The organism is Actinotignum vesiculae, from assembly GCF_051267215.1.
Classification (GTDB): domain Bacteria; phylum Actinomycetota; class Actinomycetes; order Actinomycetales; family Actinomycetaceae; genus Actinotignum; species Actinotignum schaalii.
Map to the genome: position 1 here is coordinate 24,075 of NZ_JBOZGG010000008.1, position 20,312 is coordinate 44,386.

The window sequence follows — 20,312 nt, forward strand, 5'->3', positions numbered from 1 at the left end:
GCCACCGCGTAAACGTTTCGCGAGGAAACGGAACCACCCACGGTAGAGGAGAAGGAGGCCCGCGTGGCTGAAGGATATGTGCACTGGAATGGCGAACTGAATACGGAAGCCACCCAGCTGCTTCGCGCGGGCGGCGCCATGTGCGTGGTCCCCACCAAGGTCGGCTATATTATCGCCACCACCGATTCGGCCGGGCTGGAACGCAAATTCGCGGTGAAGAACCGCAAACGCAATAAGCCCGCCGTGGTGCTGTGCGGCTCCATGGAAGAACTGGAAACCCTGGCGCAACTCACCCCGGAAATTCGCGATTTTTACCAGAAGAACTGGGACGAGGATATCCTCATGGGCTGCATCCTGCCCTGGCGGGCCGAGGCTGCCGAACAATACATTCCGGAAGAAGGCGAAGCGCGCAACCTCGTGCGTGACGGGCGCGGAACCTCCTGCTTCGTGATCCGCTACGGCAAAGCCGCCGAACAGATCGCCGCGGACCTGTGGGAGAAGGATAGGAAGCTGGTCTTCGCTTCTTCGGCGAACCCCTCCGGGCGTGGGAACCGCGGCAAGGTGGAAGGAATCGGCACCGATATTGCCACCGAAGCGGACCTGGTGATCGAAGCTGATGATTACGTGACGTCCATCCAGCCCGATGCTTCCGAAGCTACCCGCTGGGAGCAGGGCGTGATGGTGTCCTTCGTGGACGAATCCGGGAAACTGGTGCCCGAACAGAACGGGCAGCGCATGGTCACTCCCGCGCCGGTGCTCATCCGCAAGGGCGTGTACCTGGATCGGATTCTCCAGCTGCTTTCCGAATCCTTCCTCAGCTGGGATTTCCGGCAGGGGGCGTACTACTAAGTCGCTAAAAAGCTTTGCTTTCGAGTAGTGAGCTGCGCGGCGGTCGATCTGGTGGTCGGCCGCCGCGTTGTAGTGCCGGGGCTATGTAGTTGGTTACTAGTTGGCCGCCGCGCGAATCCCGAGCCACTGGTTCCACCCGTGGTGGAGCACCAGCCATGCCATAAGCCCGTAACCGGCCTGGCGCGGCGCATAACCCCCGCTCAGGTCCATATCGGTATTCCACTGCTCGTGATCCACCAGGGGGCTAAAGGTATCCACGAAGGGGAAACGCCGCCGCTCGGTCACATCCCGGTAGGCATTGGATAAATTGAGCTGCACATCGCGGGGCAGATCCGGGCGCGGGGGCGGGCCCACCACGAAGGGGCGCATGCGCATCCGGTCCGCGGAATCCAGCAGATTAGCCAGGTGCAGGCGCGCCCGCGCCATGGTGCCACCGCGTTCCAGATCGTGACTACCCAGGCCGATCACCAGGCGCGATTCAATATCTGGGCCGGTGCGTAGGGCAACTTCCCGCTCCCAGCGCTCCGCCATCTCCGAAATTGTTTCCCCGGGAACAGCCAACGTGAGGGGGAGGAGCGGAGGATCGGTGAGGGTGCGAGCCATCACGCGGCCCGTCCACCCGAGCGCCCGCGCATCGCCGTACCCGGCCACCAGCTCATCGCCAATAAAGATGACACGTAAAGAATCCACGGCTGCCTCCCTTGCTACTAGGTAAATCCTAGCGTGCTCGCCCGCATCGAGTGGCGCGCGCAGACCGGTCGCGTGTGCGTGCGGCTCACGTACTCCGGCGGCCGCGCGCGCCGCCCCCGCGAATCGCTAGACTGCAAGAAGCACCTACCCTGGAGTTTATGTGACCAACGCTCTTCTTTTACTTCTCGGCATCCTCCTCACGCTGGGAACCGCGCTTTTCGTGGCCGCGGAATTCTCCCTGGTGGCCCTGGACCCGGCCGCGGTGGAATCGCGCGCCGCCGAGGACCCGGCCGCCGCCAGCGTGGCCGGCCGCCTCCACCACCTTTCGCTCTTCCTATCCGCCTGCCAGGTGGGCATTACCATCACCACGATCCTGCTCGGCTACGTGGCCCAGCAACCCCTGACGGAAATATTGACGGGCTGGCTGGGCACGGCCGGGGTGGCGCGCGCCGCCGCGGTTGCTATTGCCGCTGCCGCGGCCTTCCTCCTCGTCAATCTTTTCTCCATGCTTTTTGGGGAATTGGTCCCCAAGAATATGGCGCTGGCCGAACCCCTGCGCACCGCCGCCCGGGTGGGCGGCCCGCTGCACGCCTTCAGCGTGGTGTTCAAACCCGTGATCGTCTCCTTCAACGCCACCGCGAACTGGCTGCTGCGCCGCATGGGCGTGGAACCGGCCGATGAAATCTCCGGGGCGCGCTCGGGTCCCGAACTGGGTGCCCTGGTGCGCCAATCCGCGGCGGCCGGCACCCTGGAGCCCTCCACCGCGCGCCTGCTCACCGCCTCCATCGGCGCGGGCGGGCTCACGGCCATCGATATTATGACCGACCGCGGCCGGGTGGAATACCTGGAAGAAACCGCTTCCGCGGCAGACGTGATCACCGCGGCCCGCACCACCGGCTTCTCGCGTTTCCCCGTGGTGGGTGAGGGTGGCCTCGACGACATCCGCGGATTCGCGCACCTGCGCCCCGCCGTGGCCATTCCCGCCGAGCGCCGCGCCGACGTGCCCGTCACCTCCTCCTCGGTGATGCGCGAAGCATTTGCGGTGCCCGAAACGATGGAATTGCCCGAGCTCCTCGTGGTGTTGCGAGATATCGGTGGCCAAACGGCCGTCGTCGTCGATGAATACGGCGGAACCTCCGGAATCGTGACGCTCGAGGACGCCGTGGAAGAAATCGTCGGCAATATCGCGGACGAACACGACCGCCGCGGCACCGGCGCGCGCCGCACCGCCCCGGGAACCTGGGTGGTGCCCGGCTTGCTGCGCCCGGACGAAGCCTTCCGCATCTGCGGGGTGCGCCTACCCGAAGACGGCCCCTACGAAACCCTCGGCGGGCTGATTATGGCCGAACTTGGCCGCATTCCCGCGGTGGGGGATGCGGTGGAGGTCGACGACGCCCAGCTGACAGTGCGTGCTATGGACGAGCGACGCGTCGAAACGGTGGAGGTGAAAATCCATGAGTAATACCCTCGCCCTCATCCTCACCGTGCTGTTGCTCGCCGGAAACGCCTATTTCGTGGCCTGCGAATTCGCGCTCACCGCCTCGCGGCCCTCCCGCCTGGAACCTCTGGCGGAAAGCAATCCGCGCGCCGCGAAAACCCTGGCGGCTTCCCGCAACCTCAATGAAATGCTGGCTGCCTGCCAGCTCGGCGTGACCCTGTGCTCGGTGGCCCTCGGGGCGCTCGCGGAACCGGCGCTCGCGGCGCTGCTGCTGGTGCCGCTGGCCGCGGTGGGTGCCGGGGCGGTCCTCGCCCACACCATTGCTTTTGTGCTGGCCCTACTCCTGGTGACCGCCCTGCACGTGATCTTGGGTGAAATGGTGCCGAAGAATCTGGCGGTCACCCATCCTGAGCGCCTCGGCATGCTGTTTGTGCCTTCGCTGCTGGTTTTTGACCGGGTCTTCCGCCCGATCACCGGATCGCTCAACTGGCTCGCGGTGCATATCGTTTCCTGGATGGGGATGAAACCGAAAGACGAGGTGATCTCCGCGTTTACCGCTTCCGAGGTTGCGGCGATTGTGCATGCCTCCCAGGCGGCCGGGGTGCTCCAGGATACCCAGGGGCTTATCACCGGGGCGCTGGAATTTTCCGAACACCAGGTGGGGGACACCATGCTGCCCCTCGATAAGGTGGTCACCTGCCCGCGCACCGCCACGCCCGCGCAGGTAGAACGGCTGGTGGCCGACCACGGATATTCACGGTTCCCACTCGTGAGCGGCGGGAATATCGTCGGGTACATTCACGTGAAGGATATTCTCGACGCCGCCCAGCGCGACCTGCCTATCTCCGCCCGCTTGGTGCGGCCGGTCCGCAGCCTTGATGCCGGAACCAGCGTGGAGGACGCGCTGCGAACTATGCAAACCTCGGGAACGCATATGGCCATCGTGGAAGATAACGGAAAGGTAACGGGTGTGATCTTCCTCGAAGATGTCATTGAAGACCTTGTCGGGGACGTGCGTGATTCCATGCAGCGCCGTGCCTAAAACGGCGAGATAGCGCGGATTGGGCGGGGTGCGATTGCTGCGATGAGGGCGCGGAACGGTTCGGCGTGGGGCCGGTAGGGCGCGATGCGATACGGCTCATGTGGTGAAAACTCTTTGCCTTTCCGGCGCTGACCGTTATCATTTTGTAATAGTGACGGGCCGGTGGATGAGCCGGCCATCTGGCAGGGAAAATGAGGAGAGCAGTGAGCGCGGTACACCACACCTCTCGCGGCGGGCGCAGAGCGGCCCGGGCGCATGAGGCTCCGCAGGAGCGCGCCGGGAAACGCGCCGCACGCGCCGCTGCTGATATGAGCGTGGAGGGCTCGCGCTCGGTGGCGTCTCGGCCTGCGGGTTCCCGGGCGGCGGCTTCGCACGCCGTGCCCGTTTCACCCTCGGTGCCTGTTTCGCATCCTGCACGCGCGGCGCACGCTGTGCATGCTTCGCATGCACGTGTCGCCGCTCCCACCGCTCAGGTAACTTCTGCAACTCTGGCGGCTCCTGTAACTCCGGCGGCTCCTGAAACTTCCGCCGGGCGTGCCCGCCGCGCTGCCGCGCCGGAGTCCCTTTCAACTTCCCGCGCGGTCGCTACCGTTGAAAGTGCCGGCCAGGTGCGTACCTCCGGCAAACGAGCCGAAGCTGCGCAACCCGAGCGGCGCGGGCGCCGCGCCGCCGTCGTCGCCCCGGCTGCGGCAACAGAAACGGCCGCAACGGTTACCGCGCCCGCAACAGTCGCACCGCTCGCAACGGTGAGCGAACTGCCCGCGCGCGGCAAACGCGCCCGCGTCGCGGCGCCCGCGAGCACCGAAGCGGTGCCCACAGCGCTCCCCACCCCGGAACTAAAACCGCAGGTGAACGCGGGGCGCGGGGCCGCTTTCGGCGTCGTTCTTCCTTCTTCTTTGACCATCGCCGCCTGCGAAGCCGCGCCCACCGGCGGAATCGGCACCGTGGGAATCACCACCGATACCGAGGGCACCGAAGTCCTCTCCGAATCGGATATTGACGCGGCGGTGCGCGCGGGTGAAGCCCGCGGGCGGGCGCAGAACCGGGAGCGCTCGGACCGGATCCTGGCCGGGGCGGCCGCGCACTGGGCGGTAGCGCGTTCCGTTTCTCCTTACCGCAATATTCTTATTGGCGCGGTGGCCTGCTTGGGCATGGTGCTTCCCGTTATGTCCACCTTGCAGGGCAATGCGGCGCAGGCCGCGAACCCAGCTTTCGTGGCACCCATGGCAGAAGAATTCACCACCCCGGCCCAGCTCACCGGGGAAGTCGGTGCGATTCAGCGCGCCCAGGCCCGCACCGCGGCGGAAAATCCGCGCCGCGCCTGCCCCACCTCCGCTGGAGCTTCCGGTACTCGCGCCGCTTTTGATATCCCTACGGATCGTCTTATCGTCAAGCCGCTGCCCGAGGGTAGCTATCGCCTCACCTCGCCGTTCGGCACCCGCGTGGACCCGATCTCCGGGGAAGTTTCCTCCCACGCCGGGCAGGATTTCGGCGCCCCGGCCGGCACCCCGATCCACGCCATCGCTGACGGCGTGGTCAAGCACGCCGGCGAAGGCATCCAGGGCCGCTCAAATAATCTCATTATTATCGAGCACACCATTAACGGAGAAAAGTTCAGCTCCTGGTACATCCACATGTACGACGACGGAGTTTTCGTCAAGGCCGGTGACAAAGTCAAGGCCGGTGACGTGATCGGAGCGGTGGGCTCGAATGGCTACTCCACCGGCCCGCATCTCCACCTGGAGATCCACGCCGCCAACGACGAACTCCTCGACCCGCTCGCCTTCCTGGAAGAACGCCAAGCCCAGCCCCTCGAGGCGGATTGCAAGTAATGGGGCGACTCTACGATATTGATGGGCCCGCGCTCATCATCGCCCACCGCGGCGGCGGTAACGAATACCCGGAAAACTCCCTGCGCGCTTTTGAGGCTCTCTACCGCGCGGGATTTCGGCATATCGAATCGGATGTGCACGCCACTGCGGATGGCGTAGCGGTCATCCTCCACGATCCGCTCCTGGACCGCACCACGGACGGCGTTGGCCCGATCAGCGCGCACACCTGGGCGGAAGTAGCGCAGGTCCGCAACGAAGCCGGGGAGCGCCCGCCGCGCCTGGATGAAGTCCTCGACGCCTTCCCGGACGCCGTTTTTAACCTGGACGCGAAATCCGATGCCGCGGTGGAACCGCTGGTGGCAGCGGTGCGGCGCACCGGGGCCGCGGGGCGGGTGTGCCTGGCCAGTTTCTCCCAGGCCCGGGTGGAACGCATGCGCAGCCGGCTGCCCGGGGCCACATTTTCGCTGGGCCGCTCGGCGGTGGCCTGGCTCATGGCGCTCTCCCGCCTGCCTGGCGTGCAGGGAGTGCGCATCGCCAAATTCCCCGGTTCGCAGCGTGGCTTCCAGGCCGTTCAAGTGCCGGTAGATATCGCGCTGCCGCGCCCGCGTTCGCTACCCCGCCTTCGCTCGCTGCCCGGCCTTCGCTCGTTACCCCGCCCGTGGCCGCTTTCGCGCTCAAGCCGCTCGCCCCGAGCCGGGGATGAGTCTGGCAGCGGCACACTCGGCCACCCGGTTCCCGTTCTCACCGCGCGGTTTGTGCAGCTCGCCCACGCGCAAGGGCTGGCGGTGCACGCCTGGACGATTAATTCCGCCGTGGAAGCGGAAGGACTGCTCGACCTGGGCGTCGATGGCATTATTACCGACGAACCCAGCGCCATGCGCAGCTACTTCGATAACTCGCAGTACTCGGTGCGGATCTAAACACCGGTAGCGGGAGGGGAGCGCGGTCGGGAGCGGCGTCGTCGTACCACATTCTGGACCACGCCGGCGCGCCACGCTCTCAGCGCAACTTCCGCGAAAATAGTGATGAAACAAACAAAAAGTGTTAGGCTTAAAGTCCCTTGCAGCGCATCGATGCGCCGCACCGCCACACAGAAGGAGTTGTGATGAAGGCCTGGCAATTTACGAATACCAACGAACCGCTTGTTCTCAATGAGGTTCCCGATCCCACGGCCGGCCCGGGCGAGGTGGTCCTGGAGATGAAGGCGGCCGGTATTTGCCATTCGGATGTTGGTCTACTCACGGATGAGGGCTGGCTGTCCATGCTCGCCAAGCGCCCCATCACCATCGGGCACGAAAATTCGGGCGTGGTGGCTGAAGTGGGCGAAGGCGTCACGGAGTACAAGGTTGGGGATCGCGTGGGTGTGTGCCCCACCACCGCGGCCGGTGCCCCCGGTTACAGTTTTGACGGCGGTTTTGCGCCGAAAATGGCGGTTCCGGCCGAAGCGCTCGTTCCGCTTCCGGACGGCGTTGATTTTATTTTGGGCGCGGCCGCAACCGATGCCGGGATGACCTCCCACGCGGCGGTCGTGACCCAGGGCGGCCTGCAGAAGGGCCAAACCGTGGGGATTATTGGCCTGGGCGGTCTCGGGCAGATCGGTGCGCGGGTGGCGGTGCTCGCCGGCGCGGATGTGTACGTGGCTGAAATTAATGAAAAGGTGTGGCCGCTGGCCGAAAAGATCGGCGCCAAGGGCGTGAAGAAGGATATTAAGGACTTCTCCGATATTACTTTCGACCTCATCGTGGACTTCGCCGGTTTCGGCACCACCACCGCGGACGCCGTGGATATTATCCGCCGTGATGGCACCGTGGTGGTTGTGGGCATGGGCAAGCTGGAATCGCTTATTTCCACGAAGAGCCTCATCCTCAACCAGTGCCGCCTCATCGGCTCCAACGGCGGCACCAAGGCCGATATTGCCGGGATTTACGAGTTTATGGCCACCGGGAAACTCACCCCGCAGGTCACCACCATTCCCTTCGAGGAGATCCCCGAAGGCATCGAGAAGCTCAAGAATCACGAGGTCGTGGGGCGCCTGGTGGTTGAGTACTAAAGGCCGGTAGCGTTCCGGCTGCGGCGCGCGTTTTGGGCTAATAGACAAATGGTGGGTCTTATACCGGGAGTTTGCCCTGTCATACCAACGAAAAGTCGGCCTTATTGAGGTCGGGCACCTCAATAAGCTTGCTTCCTTGACATCCGTTGCGTGACATGCCTTGACGGAAAACTCGTTCCGTCCGGGCTGCCATGCGCCACAGCCACGGGGTGGGCAGAGGCGTCAGAGCCGCTTTCTGGGCCGTGTAGGCGCCATAGTGCGCGTTAGAGACACGAAATCGGGGACAAACGGTGCTCTCCCTCGCACTTCGTTTGTGTACCCGATTCGTACGGATCTGATCCGGATCCAAGCCAACGACACGCCGTCATTAGACCCACTTTTTGTCTATTAACCCCGCGTTTTAGTACGACGGCGCAGCTCAAGGCGCCGCGCACTCGTCAAGAACGACGGCGCAGCTGGGGCCACCAGTGCAGCGATGGGCCCGCATATCTTTCGATACGCGGGCCCATTTTCGTGCGATTTGTGCCCCGAACAGGATTCGAACCTGCGGCCTTTCGCTCCGGAGGCGAACGCTCTATCCCCTGAGCTATCGGGGCGCACTGCGCTACTTTACCACGTCGGCGGGTGGCGGTGTAATTCTGTCGTAGATAGCACGTACACTTAGATGCGTGACTCCGGAAGAACTCAGTGCATGTATCGCGGCGGAAATCAGCGCCGCACGTAATGAAGGTCAGCTTCACCTCGATGGTGATATTCCCGCGGTGAAAATCGAGCGCCCGCGTTCGCGCGAGCACGGGGATTGGGCCACGAATGTGGCTATGCAACTCGCCAAGCGCGCCGGGATGCCCCCGCGTGACCTGGCTACCCTGCTGGCCGGGCGCCTCGAAGGTGTGGCCGGCATCGCCCAGGTGGAGGTCGCCGGCCCCGGTTTTATTAATATTCGCCTCTCGGCCGGGGCGGCCGGGGAACTGGCCCGCAGCATCGTGGAACAGGGCGAGCGCTACGGCTCCTCCCAGGCGGGCGCCGGAACCACCGTCAATTTGGAATACGTTTCCGCGAATCCCACCGGCCCCATCCATATCGGGGGGGCGCGCTGGGCCGCGGTGGGGGATACCCTCGCCCGGATTCTCAGCTTCACCGGCGCGAACGTGGTGCGCGAATACTATTTCAATGATCACGGCAACCAGATCAACCATTTCTCGGAAAGTCTGCTGGCCGCGGCGCTGGGCCGCGAAACCCCGGAAGATGGCTACGGTGGAACATATATTTCCGATATTGCCGATCAGGTTATTTCCCAGGAGCTAGCCGCCGGGCGTCCCGATCCGCGCACCCTCCCGGAAGCCGAAGCTCAGGAAGTATTCCGCGCCGGCGGGGTGGAGCTCATGTTCGCGGAGATCAAGAGTTCCCTGGCTGATTTCCGGGCCGAATTTGATGTGTTCTTCCACGAACAATCCCTTCACGATTCCGGAGCGGTTGCCGCCGCCATTGAAAAACTGCGCGAACGCGGTGTTATTTACGAAGAAGATAACGCGGTATGGCTGCGTTCCACCGATTTCGGTGATGATAAAGACCGCGTCATCGTGAAATCGGACGGAGAAACCGCCTACTTCGCCGGTGACATCGCCTACTACCTCGATAAGCGCCACCGCGGGGCCGATCACGCCGTCTATATGCTCGGCGCGGATCACCACGGCTATATCGGGCGCATGTACGCCATGGCCCGGGCATTCGGGGATACCGCCGGCAAGGGCGGTAATATGGAAATCCTCATCGGCCAGCTGGTCAATCTCAAGCGCGATGGTGTTCCGGTGCGCATGTCCAAGCGCGCGGGCACCGTGGTCACCCTGGAGGATCTGGTGGACGCCGTGGGTGTGGATGCGGCACGCTACTCGCTGGTGCGGGCCTCGGTGGATACCACCCTGGAGCTGGACCTCAATGTGCTGGCCTCGCACACCAATGACAACCCGGTCTACTACGTGCAATACGCGCACGCCCGCACCGCGAATGTGGCCCGCAATGCCGCCGAACACGGGGTGCAGCGCGCGGATGCCTTCACCCCGGAACTCCTGGAGCAAGCCGATTCTGATCTGATCGGGCAGCTCGCCCGCTTCCCGGAAGTGATCTCGCTGGCCGCGGCCAATCGCGAACCGCACCGGGTGGCCCGCTACCTGGAAGAACTGGCCGGCGCCTACCACACCTGGTACGGCAAGGCCCGGGTTACCCCGCGCGCGGATGAAGAAGTCAGCGATCTGCACCGCACCCGCCTCTGGGTGAACGACGCCACCCGCCAGGTCCTCGCCAATGGCTTGCACCTGCTCGGGGTGAGCGCCCCGGAGAAAATGTGAGCGGCCCGGTGAGCACCGCGGTGAGCGCCGCGGTAAGTAATCTCGAGCAGCTGCCCGCGCCCCTTCCCGAGGGTTCGCCCACCGGGGTGTGGTCCACCACGGTACGCCGCCTTCCCGGTGACCTGGAGGTGGGCGGGTGCTCGGTGCGCGCCCTGGCAGAACGCTTCGGTACACCGCTCTACATCCTGGATGAAGCCGATGCCCGCGCCCGGGCCTCCGCCTGGGTGAGCGCGATGAGTGAGGCTTTTGCGGAGCTGGCGGGAGCGGATGTTTACTACGCTTGCAAGGCTTTTGCCAGCGTGGGCGTGGCCAGGTGGATGCTGGAAGAAGGCCTCCACCTGGATACCTGTTCCGAAGGGGAGTTGCGCATCGCCCTGGCGGCCGGAGCGCGCGGGCACCAGCTCGGCTTGCACGGCAATAATAAATCCGCGGCGGAAATCGAGCTGGCCCTGGACCATGCGGTTGCCCACCTGGTGGTTGATTCCCTGGCCGAAGTGGATCTGGTGGCCGCCGCGGCCGCGCGGCGCGGGCAGGTCGCCGCCGTCGTGGTGCGGGTGACTTCCGGTATTCACGCGGGCGGCCACGATTTCATTGCCACGGCCCACGAGGATCAAAAATTCGGTCTCTCGCTCGCCAGCGGCGCGGCTTGGGAGGCGATTGAGCGCATCGAGGCCAATCCGTGGCTGCGCCTGGTGGGATTACATTCGCATATCGGCTCTCAAATTGTGGCGACGGAAGCTTTCGTGGCTGCGGCACGCGCCATCTTGGATCTGCGGGCCCGGGTGGCCCGCGAGCTGGGAACCGTCATCCCCGAAATTGACCTGGGCGGTGGTTACGGGGTGCGTTACACCGGCGCGGACCTGATTCCGCCCACCCCGCGCGACTTCGCCGCGGTGCTCGCCGCGGAAGTTGCCCGACACAGCGCCGAGAGCAGCATTCCCGCCCCGCGCATCTCCGTGGAACCGGGCCGCTCCATTATTGCCCCGGCCGGCATGACGCTCTACACCGTGGGAACCGTCAAGAACGTCCACGTGGATGCCACCCGCACCCGCACCTACGTTTCGGTGGACGGAGGCATGTCCGATAACATCCGCCCCGCCCTCTACGGCGCCGATTACACCGCGGCCCTCGTGGACCGCGTGCCGGCCAACACCGGCACGGGCACCAGCACAGGCACCACTATTGAGGCCGACGCCGCCGCCGCGGCAAGCGCGGCGGATCCCGCTGCCGGTGTGGCGGCCACCCAGGGGAATCCCGAAGGTGCGCGCGTCTGCCGAGTTGTCGGTAAGCATTGCGAATCGGGCGATATTGTGGTGCGCGCCGTCGCCCTCCCGGAGGATATTCACGCCGGTGACCTGCTTGTCACGCCGGCCACCGGCGCCTACGGGCGAGTCATGGCCTCGCATTACAATATGCTGCCCAGCCCGGGAGTTATTGCGGTGAGCGGCGGCCGGGCCCGCTGGCTTATTCGCGGGGAAACCGTGGCCGATATCCTCGCGCTAGACGCGGATTACCCGGCCGCCGAAAACTAATCCTCCGGCAGCACGGCCTCGCTCACCTGAGCGGGCTTTTCCCAGGTATCCGGGGCGCTGCTCCACGCCGAAATCGCGTCCACCACCGGGCGCAGCTCGGCTACCGCGATCTGCCCGGCCGCGGTGGCCTGCCCGGCCTGACCCCAGGTACCCGCGGAGCCGAAAATAGCGGAAGTAATCCGGCTCATGGTGCCCAGCGCCCCCATGGCGATGGTGATGAGCGGAACGTGCAGCTCCTGGCTGGCCCGGTAGGTCGCGTTGAGCACCGTTACCACATCACCGGGATGAGCGGGAGTCACCGCAATTTTCGCGATAGACGCCCCGTGCACCTGCAAGAGCCGCAGGCGATTCACGATCTCATCTTCGGGCGGGGTGGAACGGAAATCATGGTAGGAACCGATCACCGGAATCTGAGCCCGGGCCGCCTCCTGAATAATGCGTTCGGTCCAGGCCCCGGTGCGGAACAGCTCCGCATCCACCGCATCCACCAGCCCGGATTGGATGAGCCGGATCACCAAAGGCCCGTAATCATCGGGCATAATCGCCTTCTGGCCACCCTCCGCCGCGGAACGGAAGGTGCCCAGAATCGGTAGATTCGTGGACTCACGCAAAAGGGTTCCCACCTCGGTGAGGGTGGAAAGATCCTCGAGGAAATCCACACGCCATTCCAGAACGTCAATGTCCTGTTCGGGAAGCTTCGCTACCTGCGTCCGCAGCTCGTCACCATTGGCGGGCGTAATGGACACGAGGATTTTTGTCGGCCCGGAGCCGAAGGTGACGTCCTTGATTTTCACAGTGGGCATCGCGCACCTCGCTTTCTCTTTGTGCATCGGTTGATGCATTTTCCATGGGGATATTGTACCCATCCGCGTGGCGGGCGCCACACCCAGTTTTTGCCGCATACCGAGCCCATACGCTCGCTGCGGGCGGGCCGGTGGCGCGCCCCGGCCCTACCTTCGCTAGGCTAGGACACGCGAGGACAGAGAGGCCGGCGCATCGCCCGGACCGAGCCGGTATTGCCCGAGCCAAGCCGCATCCGCGCGGCCGAGCCGGCATCCGCGCGGCGCGTTCGTCAAGATAAGGAGTAGGCGTGAAGGAAGTCAAGGTTGCCCTGCTGGGGGCGGGAACGGTAGGAAGCGCCGTCGTCCGCCTGCTGCAAGCCAATGCGGAAGAATTTAACCTGCGAGCCGGGGCGCGCCTGCGCGTGATCGGAATTGCGGTGCGCAACCTGGAGGCCCCGCGCGATCCGGCCATTGATCGCACGCTGCTCACCACCGATGCCCACGCCATTATTGCCCAGGCGGATATTGTTATTGAACTCATGGGCGGCATCGAACCGGCGCGCGAATATATTTTGGCCGCTTTTGCCGCCGGTGCCTCGGTGGTCACCGGAAATAAGGCGCTGCTGGCCGAACACGGTCCAGAATTGTACGACGCCGCGGCGCGTGCCGGCGTCGACCTCTATTACGAAGCCGCGGTGGGCGGGGCCGTCCCGGTGGTTTACGGGCTGCGCGAATCCCTCGCCGGAGACCGCGTCACCCATATCCTCGGAATCGTCAACGGCACCACCAATTACATCCTTGACGAAATGACCACCAACGGGGAAAGTTTCGATGCCGCGGTGAAGAAGGCGCAGGAGCTCGGCTACGCCGAAGCTGATCCGAGCGCCGATGTGGACGGGTACGACGCCGCGGCAAAATGCGCCATCCTGGCCTCTCTCGCTTTCCACACCCGCGTCCAGCTTTCGGATGTGCACACCCACGGAATCCGCGATATCACCCCGGAGATGATTGCCTCGGCCGGGCGTGGCGGCTACGTGGTCAAGCTGGTGGCCTCCGCCAAGCGGCGCGCGGACGGCATTGAATTGTACGTGGGCCCCACGCTCATTCCCGCCCAGCATCCGCTCGCTACCGTGCACGGCGCCTATAACGCCATTGTGGTGGAGGGCGAAGCCGCGGATCGGCTCATGTTCTACGGGCCGGGTGCCGGCGGGAACCCCACCGCCACCGCGGTGCTTTCCGATCTGGTGGCCGCCGCGCATCACCGCGTGCACGGTGGGCTGGCTCCGCGCGAACTGGCGTACGGCGAGCTGCCGATTCTGCCCCCCTCCCAGGCGCGCTCGCGCTTCCAGCTGAGCATGGACGTGGCCGATCACGTGGGTGTTCTCAGCGAGGTTACCGGGACTTTTGCCCGCCATAATGTTTCCATTAGCGGGGTGAGCCAAGAATCGCCCACCGCGGATCACCTGTGCCGCCTCACGGTTACTACCCACGAAGCCCTCCAAGCCGATGTGGAAGCAACCATTGCGGATCTTTCCGCCGCCGCGGGCCTGGCGACCGTACGCACCGCGAGCTTCGTGCGGGTGGAGGTGGCCTAATGCGTATCGCCACCTCCGAAGCGCGGGTGCGGGTCCCGGCAACCTCCGGCAATCTCGGTCCCGGCTTCGACTGCATGGGCATGGCGCATAACCTCTGGGACGAAGTGAGCGTGCGCCTGACCACCGGCGCTACCCGGGTGAGTATCGAAGGGGAAGGCGCGGATGTTCTTCCCACCGGTGAAGATCACCTCATCGTGCGGGCTCTGCGCCGCGGTTTTGAGGCGGCGGCCCTGCCCGGCGTCGGTTTTGAACTGCACTGCGTTAACGCAATTCCGCAGGGGCGCGGCCTCGGTTCTTCCGCGGCGGCTGTGGTGGCCGGCTTACTGTTAGTGCGCGGCCTGGTAGATCGCCCCGATATATTCGACGACGGCGTGCTCCTCTCCCTCGCCACCGAATTTGAAGGGCACCCCGATAATGCCGCACCGGCGATTTTCGGGGGCGCCGTCGTCACGTGGATGGAAGGAACGCAGGCCCGGGCGGCGCGTATCCCCACCGCGGTGGACACCACCCTCCTTATTCCCGGGGAACAGCTCCTGACCGAAAAGGCGCGGGCCGCGTTGCCGGATACCGTTCCGCACGCAGATGCCGCTTTTAATGCGTCGCGCACCGCCATGCTCGCCCTTGCCCTGGAGCACTACCCCGATTTGCTGTGGCAGGCCACCGAGGATCGCCTCCACCAGGACTATCGCGCCGGGGCGATGCCGGCCTCCGCGGACGCGGTGCGGGCACTGCGCGCGGCCGGGTTCCCGGCCGTTATTTCCGGTGCGGGCCCATCCGTGCTAGTATTTTCACGCCTTGACGCTGACACAGTTTCTATGATGCAGCGGCGTGGATTTACGGTGAATACCGCTGGAATGTCCACACGGGGCGCCTATCTGGTGTAGACTAAGGTCTAACCGACGTTCTTATACCGGTTATTTCCCACGTACTTGAAATTGTCATAAGTGCGTTAACAACCCCTGAATTCCGAGGAAGGAACCTCGTGACGGAAACCCCAACATCAGGCGCAATCTCAACGATGCGGGTGCCGCAGCTGCGCGCGCTCGCCGAAGAACTCGGCCTGGACATTGACCCGAAAGCTAAGAAGGCGGACCTGCTCGCGGCCATTCGCGAAGTTCGCCCCGCGCGGCGCGGGCGGCCCCGCAAGGAAGATAGCCTCGCCAATATCAAGAAAACGCGCGAAAAGCCCGCTGCTGCCACCACGGCAAAGCCCGCAGCGAAGAAGGAAAGCGCGGATGAAGCCGCCTCGGTGTCGACCGCTGCGGAAGCAGCCACCCGCCCCCACGCGGTAAGTGCCGCCAGTGCTGATGCCGCACCCGTGGCGGCGCCCAGTACCGCCGCCGGCCGCGATGAACGTGAGGAACGTAAAGTGCGGCGCCGAGTGCGCCGGGATCACCGCGAACCGGTGCATATCGATCTGCCCGAACCGAAGCAGGAAGCTGCCTCGACTGCCCGCCGTTCCGATTCCCTCAGTGACGAAAACACCCTCGCGGCCCTGGATGCCATTGGCGATGCCGCGGAACGCCGCGCCGGTGACCACCATGACACCACCTCGGAGCGCCGCCGCCGCAAGCGCAACCGGCGCGGTGAGGAACATGAAGAAGCCCGCCGCTCCCGCCGCACCTCGGAACGCGCTGAACGTACTGATCGCGCGGATCACGAGGCGGAGGATTCCGCGCCGGCTTCTAAGCCCGAACGTGAGGAACGCCAGGAGATTCCGGCCGGTAAGCGCCAGGCGGAGGATACCCTCGTTCCCGTTGCCGGCATTGTGGATACCCAGGGTAACCAGATGGTGCTGCGCACCGGCGGCTACCTGCCCGGCCCCAATGATGCGCAGATTTCCACCGCGCTGGTGCGCCAGTACGGTCTGCGCCGCGGGGATGCCGTGGTGGGTGCTATTCGCCAGCACGATGAGGATAATTCCTCGCATAATAACCGCAATAACAAGCGTAATCCGCGCCGTCGTTACAATAATCAAAACAATAACCGGTCCGGTAACCAGCTCGTCCAGGTGGATACTATTAACTCCCTGCCCGCAGCTGAAGCAGCGCGCCGCCCGGACTTTAATAAGCTCACCCCGGTCTACCCGGATGAGATTTTGCGCCTGGAAACCGAACGTAAGGGCCTGTCTACTCGCGCCATCGATTTGGTTGCCCCCATTGGCAAGGGCCAGCGCGGCCTCATTGTTTCCCCGCCGAAGGCCGGGAAAACCATGATTATGCAGCAGATCGCCAAGGCGATTGCCGCGAATGATCCCGAGGTTCATATCATGGTGGTCCTCGTGGATGAACGCCCCGAAGAAGTGACGGATATGCGTCGCATCGTCAAGGGCGAAGTGATTGCTTCCACCTTTGACCGCCCGGCTTCGGATCACACTATCGTCTCCGAACTGGCTATTGAGCGCGCCAAGCGCCTGGTGGAACTCGGTCAGGATGTGGTGGTTCTTCTCGATTCCCTCACCCGCCTTTCGCGTGCCTACAACCTCGCGGCACCGGCTTCGGGGCGTATCCTTTCCGGTGGTGTGGATGCCGCGGCGCTCTACCCGCCCAAGAAGTTCTTCGGTGCGGCGCGCAATATCGAAAATAGTGGCTCGCTCACGATTATCGCTTCCGCGCTGGTGGAAACCGGCTCGAAGATGGACGAAGTTATTTTCGAAGAATTCAAGGGCACCGGCAATATGGAGCTGCGCCTTTCGCGCCAGCTCGCGGATCGGCGTATCTTCCCGGCGATCGATATCAACGCCTCGGGTACCCGCCGCGAAGAAATGCTCTACAAGCCCGAAGAACTCAAGGTCATCTGGCAGCTGCGCCGGGCCCTGGGAACTCTCGGAGTGGATGAAGCGGCGGACTTCGTGCTCAAGCGGATGCGGAATACCGAAAATAACGCGGAATTCCTCGTGTCGATTATGCGTTCCATGCAAGGATCGCGCGGCGAATAAGCCGAATAAAAACGGCGGGAGGAGCCGGCCGGGTGGCCGGGTACCGAGCGCGTGGCGCACATAGTGATGTGATACGCGCACGGTACCTTGTCTCGGCCGGCCCGCCCGTGCCATAATTTTCTGTCGGCTCCCGGTTCACCGTGATATGGAGAACCATGCTCGGACCCGGGGGCAGCTACGAACCAAGGAGAGATAATGAAGCAGGGAATCCATCCCGATTACCACGAGGTCTCCGTGACCTGCACCTGCGGTAATGAGTTCACCACCCGTTCCACCTACAACGGTGACCATATGCGCGTGGAAGTGTGCAATAACTGCCACCCGTTCTACACCGGCAAGCAGAAGATCCTGGATACCGGTGGGCGCGTGGCTCGCTTCGAGGCACGCTACGGCAAGCGCAAGAAGTAAGCGCCACGGAAAGGAGCGTCACCGCAAGGGCGCTCCTTTTCTTTTTGCACCATTGTCGGTAGGGTCGCCACTCTCCGGTGGCGGCAGGGCACGCGCTGGGTGCGCGTGAAGAAAGGTCCTCGTTATGGCTGATACACGTCGTGAGGTTGCCGAGCACCATCTCGCTGAATTTGAAAAAATCGAAGCGGATATGGCCAGCCCGGAAGTTCTCTCCTCCCCGGATAAATTGCGTTCACTCGGGCGGCGCTATGCCGAACTCGGGCGGGTGGTACGCGTGTACCGGCGTTTCCTGCAGGCCGAACAGGACCTCACCGAAGCTAAGGAAATCATCTCCCAGGGCGGGGAAGATGCTGAACTCTTCCGTCCCGAACTTCCCGGAATGGAAGAACGCTACGAAGCAGCCTCCCAGGAACTCACGGAAGTCCTTATTCCCCGCGATGAAGACGACGCCCGCGATGTCATTATGGAGATCAAAGGCGGGGCCGGCGGGGAAGAATCCGCCCTCTTCGCGGGGGACCTGGCCCGCATGTACGAACGCTACGCCACCTCCAAGGGCTGGAGTTGGGAAGTGCTGGGTGCCAACCAAACCGAGCTGGGTGGCTATAAGGACCTTGAGGTTGCCATCCGTTCCCGCGGGCAGCTTGAGGATCCTTCCGAAGGCGTCTGGGCCCACCTCAAGTACGAAGGCGGGGTCCACCGGGTGCAGCGCGTACCCGTAACCGAATCCCAAGGGCGCATCCAGACCTCCACCGCCGGGGTGCTTGTTTTCGCGGAAGTGGATGACCCGGGCGAAGTGGAAATCGCCGCGAATGACCTGCGGATTGACGTGTACCGTTCCTCGGGGCCAGGCGGACAGTCCGTGAACACCACCGATTCGGCGGTGCGTATTACCCACCTTCCCACCGGGATTGTGGTCTCCATGCAGGATGAAAAATCGCAGATCCAAAATCGTGAATCCGCTATGCGGGTGTTGCGCGCCCGGTTGCGTCAGCTCCAGCTGGATCAACAGGCCGCTGAAAACGCGGAATTGCGCCATTCTCAGGTGCGTACCCTGGACCGCTCCGAGCGCATCCGCACCTATAATTTCCCGGAAAATCGTATTTCCGATCACCGCACCGGCTACAAGGCCCATAATCTCGACGCGGTTCTCGATGGGGACTTGGATGCCGTCATCGATTCGGCCCGGATTATGGATGAAGCGGCTCGTATGGAAGCCGCGGAAGAAAAGTAGAAGGTAGCCGAGCGCTATGACCACCTGGGCGGAATTGCTGGCAGGTGCCACCGCGCAGCTCACCGCGGCCGGGGTAGATTCGCCGGCCGCCGATGCCCGCTGGCTGGCCGAAGCTGCCGCCGGGAAGCGCCCCGATCCGCGCACCACCCCGCCTCCGGCACAGCGCGAACTTTTCACCCGGTATCTGGCCCGCCGCGCCACGCGCGAGCCACTTCAGCATATTACCGGGCGGATGTATTTCCGCTACCTCGAGCTGGTATCCACCCCCGATGCGCTTATTGTGCGCCCGGAAACTGAGATCGTAGCCGACCGCGCCATCGCGGCCGCGCGGGCGTGCGTAGCCGCGCATACCCGCGGGAACGGTACCGCCAGGGGGAACGACGGCGCAGCGGCGGCGCGGAACGGCGCCGCCGGGCAGCAGGCAGGCCCCCTTGTTGTCGATCTTGGCACCGGCAGCGGGGCCATTGCCTTGAGTATCGCTACCGAAGTCCCCGCTGCCCGGGTGATCGGCGTCGATACAGATCCCCGGGCCTTGCACCTGGCCACCACCAATAATGCTCGCTACGGCTCGCCCGTTACTTTTCTGCACCACGATGTGACTGAGCCGCTTCCCGAACTGGACCACGCGGTCGACGTCGTCGTCGCTAATCCTCCCTATATTCCACCCGATACGCCCGTGAGCGTAGAAGTGCGGGCCGATCCGGCGCGGGCCCTGTGGGGCGGGGGAGCGGACGGCCTGGACCTGCCCAGGCTTTTCGTGGCGCGCGCGGCGCAGCTACTGCGGGACGGGGGTATCCTCGTTCTCGAACACGCCGAGACGCAGAGCGCGCCCCTGCGCGAATACGCTCGGACACAGGGTTTCACCCGGGTGGCAACCGGCCGGGACCTGGCCGGGCGAGAACGTTTTTTGGAGGCAGAATATGGACACCTGTGATGCCGCGGTAGCCGCCCTCGCGCGCGGCGAGCTCGTGGTTCTCCCAACCGATACCGTTTACGGCCTGGGCGCGGATGCGTTTTCGCGCGCGGCTGTCACCCGGCTCCTCACCGCGAAAGGGCGCGGGCGCGATAAGCCCTCCCCGGTGCTCGTCGCCTCGATGGAGGACGCCGCCCGTTTGACCTCCGCCATCCCGGCCGGCGCCCGCGCACTCGCCGCGGCGTACTGGCCCGGGGCTCTCACCCTCATCCTCCCCGCGAATAACAGCATCGGCTGGGACCTGGGCGAAACCCACGGAACCGTGGCGCTGCGCATGCCCGATCATCCGCTCGCTCTGGAGCTGCTGCGCCGCACCGGCCCGCTAGCCGTTTCCTCCGCGAACCTTACCGAGCACGCCCCGGCCCGCACCGCCGCGCAGGCCCGTGCGCAGCTGGGCGAGAAAGTCGCGGTGTACCTGGACGGGGGCACCGCACCGGGCGGGGTGCCGTCCACCATTGTGAGCTTCGCGGGAGAGCGGGCGCAGATCCTGCGCCACGGCGCTATTGCTGATGAGGATATTGCCGCCATCGTGCCGCTGGGCTGAAGCGATGCGGCGGCGCCGCACTGAAGCACGGTGCGAGCCGGCTAGACTGAACGGCAACAGCAC

The 20,312-nt window shown here is 64.4% G+C and carries 17 protein-coding genes and 1 tRNA gene; 15 read left to right on the forward strand and 3 right to left on the reverse strand.

Annotated elements, in window-relative coordinates; all coding sequences use genetic code 11:
• The first annotated feature begins 63 nt into the window (after window positions 1-63).
• Window positions 64-849 carry an L-threonylcarbamoyladenylate synthase gene (locus tag ACRQHG_RS05555; protein ID WP_435719722.1) on the forward strand — a complete coding sequence of 262 codons (786 nt, stop codon included), beginning with the start codon at window positions 64-66 and terminating at the stop codon, window positions 847-849.
• A gap of 96 nt (window positions 850-945) precedes the next feature.
• On the opposite strand, the gene ACRQHG_RS05560 is transcribed toward ACRQHG_RS05555, so the two are convergent.
• Window positions 946-1,539: a GDSL-type esterase/lipase family protein gene (locus ACRQHG_RS05560; protein ID WP_087069889.1), complete on the reverse strand. Its 594-nt coding sequence runs from the start codon at window positions 1,537-1,539 to the stop codon at window positions 946-948.
• 160 nt (window positions 1,540-1,699) lie between these two features.
• On the opposite strand from ACRQHG_RS05560, the gene ACRQHG_RS05565 reads away from it, so the two are divergent.
• From ACRQHG_RS05565 to ACRQHG_RS05585, 5 genes are all read left to right on the forward strand, one after another.
• Window positions 1,700-3,001 (forward strand): hemolysin family protein, encoded by a 1,302-nt coding sequence (locus tag ACRQHG_RS05565; protein ID WP_435719724.1) that lies wholly within the window; start codon window positions 1,700-1,702, stop codon window positions 2,999-3,001.
• Window positions 2,994-4,019 carry a hemolysin family protein gene (locus ACRQHG_RS05570; protein WP_435719726.1) on the forward strand — a complete coding sequence of 342 codons (1,026 nt, stop codon included), beginning with the start codon at window positions 2,994-2,996 and terminating at the stop codon, window positions 4,017-4,019. The genes ACRQHG_RS05565 and ACRQHG_RS05570 overlap by 8 nt, the downstream gene beginning before the upstream one ends.
• Window positions 4,020-4,222: 203 nt before the next feature.
• Window positions 4,223-5,851, forward strand: a complete 1,629-nt coding sequence (locus tag ACRQHG_RS05575; protein ID WP_435719728.1) for a M23 family metallopeptidase — start codon at window positions 4,223-4,225, stop codon at window positions 5,849-5,851.
• Window positions 5,851-6,771 (forward strand): glycerophosphodiester phosphodiesterase family protein, encoded by a 921-nt coding sequence (locus tag ACRQHG_RS05580; RefSeq protein ID WP_435719730.1) that lies wholly within the window; start codon window positions 5,851-5,853, stop codon window positions 6,769-6,771. Before ACRQHG_RS05575 ends, ACRQHG_RS05580 begins: the two co-directional genes overlap by 1 nt.
• A 185-nt stretch (window positions 6,772-6,956) precedes the next feature.
• Complete coding sequence (locus ACRQHG_RS05585; RefSeq protein ID WP_435719732.1) at window positions 6,957-7,901, forward strand: zinc-binding dehydrogenase; 945 nt, start codon at window positions 6,957-6,959, stop codon at window positions 7,899-7,901.
• A gap of 523 nt (window positions 7,902-8,424) precedes the next feature.
• Here ACRQHG_RS05585 and ACRQHG_RS05590 read toward each other — a convergent pair.
• Window positions 8,425-8,497, reverse strand: a tRNA-Arg gene (locus ACRQHG_RS05590).
• A gap of 72 nt (window positions 8,498-8,569) precedes the next feature.
• On the opposite strand from ACRQHG_RS05590, the gene argS reads away from it, so the two are divergent.
• Window positions 8,570-10,246, forward strand: a complete 1,677-nt coding sequence (gene argS, locus ACRQHG_RS05595; RefSeq protein WP_435719733.1) for an arginine--tRNA ligase — start codon at window positions 8,570-8,572, stop codon at window positions 10,244-10,246.
• On the forward strand, window positions 10,243-11,778 hold the full coding sequence (gene lysA / locus ACRQHG_RS05600) for a diaminopimelate decarboxylase (RefSeq protein WP_435719735.1): 1,536 nt from the start codon (window positions 10,243-10,245) through the stop codon (window positions 11,776-11,778). The genes argS and lysA overlap by 4 nt, the downstream gene beginning before the upstream one ends.
• Here the strand turns inward: lysA and aroD are convergent.
• Window positions 11,775-12,581, reverse strand: coding sequence for a type I 3-dehydroquinate dehydratase (gene aroD / locus ACRQHG_RS05605; protein WP_435719736.1), 807 nt, complete (start codon window positions 12,579-12,581; stop codon window positions 11,775-11,777). The genes lysA and aroD overlap by 4 nt on opposite strands.
• Before the next feature lie 287 nt (window positions 12,582-12,868).
• Here aroD and ACRQHG_RS05610 point away from each other — a divergent pair, with 287 nt between their 5' ends.
• The 7 genes from ACRQHG_RS05610 to ACRQHG_RS05640 all read left to right on the forward strand — a co-directional run bounded on the left by ACRQHG_RS05610 (window position 12,869) and on the right by ACRQHG_RS05640 (window position 20,249).
• Window positions 12,869-14,155: a homoserine dehydrogenase gene (locus ACRQHG_RS05610; protein ID WP_126134862.1), complete on the forward strand. Its 1,287-nt coding sequence runs from the start codon at window positions 12,869-12,871 to the stop codon at window positions 14,153-14,155.
• Complete coding sequence (gene thrB / locus ACRQHG_RS05615; RefSeq protein WP_126134863.1) at window positions 14,155-15,039, forward strand: homoserine kinase; 885 nt, start codon at window positions 14,155-14,157, stop codon at window positions 15,037-15,039. The genes ACRQHG_RS05610 and thrB overlap by 1 nt, the downstream gene beginning before the upstream one ends.
• A 98-nt stretch (window positions 15,040-15,137) precedes the next feature.
• Complete coding sequence (rho, locus tag ACRQHG_RS05620) at window positions 15,138-17,093, forward strand: transcription termination factor Rho (protein WP_435719737.1); 1,956 nt, start codon at window positions 15,138-15,140, stop codon at window positions 17,091-17,093.
• 195 nt (window positions 17,094-17,288) lie between these two features.
• On the forward strand, window positions 17,289-17,501 hold the full coding sequence (gene rpmE / locus ACRQHG_RS05625) for a 50S ribosomal protein L31 (protein WP_016441737.1): 213 nt from the start codon (window positions 17,289-17,291) through the stop codon (window positions 17,499-17,501).
• A 124-nt stretch (window positions 17,502-17,625) separates the two neighbouring features.
• A complete protein-coding gene (gene prfA / locus ACRQHG_RS05630) occupies window positions 17,626-18,732 on the forward strand; it encodes a peptide chain release factor 1 (RefSeq protein WP_087069881.1) in 1,107 nt (368 codons plus the stop codon).
• 16 nt (window positions 18,733-18,748) lie between these two features.
• Entirely contained in the window at window positions 18,749-19,666 is a 918-nt protein-coding gene (prmC, locus tag ACRQHG_RS05635) for a peptide chain release factor N(5)-glutamine methyltransferase (RefSeq protein ID WP_284896330.1), read from the forward strand.
• Window positions 19,653-20,249: an L-threonylcarbamoyladenylate synthase gene (locus ACRQHG_RS05640; RefSeq protein WP_087069879.1), complete on the forward strand. Its 597-nt coding sequence runs from the start codon at window positions 19,653-19,655 to the stop codon at window positions 20,247-20,249. Before prmC ends, ACRQHG_RS05640 begins: the two co-directional genes overlap by 14 nt.
• The last annotated feature ends 63 nt before the right edge of the window (window positions 20,250-20,312 follow it).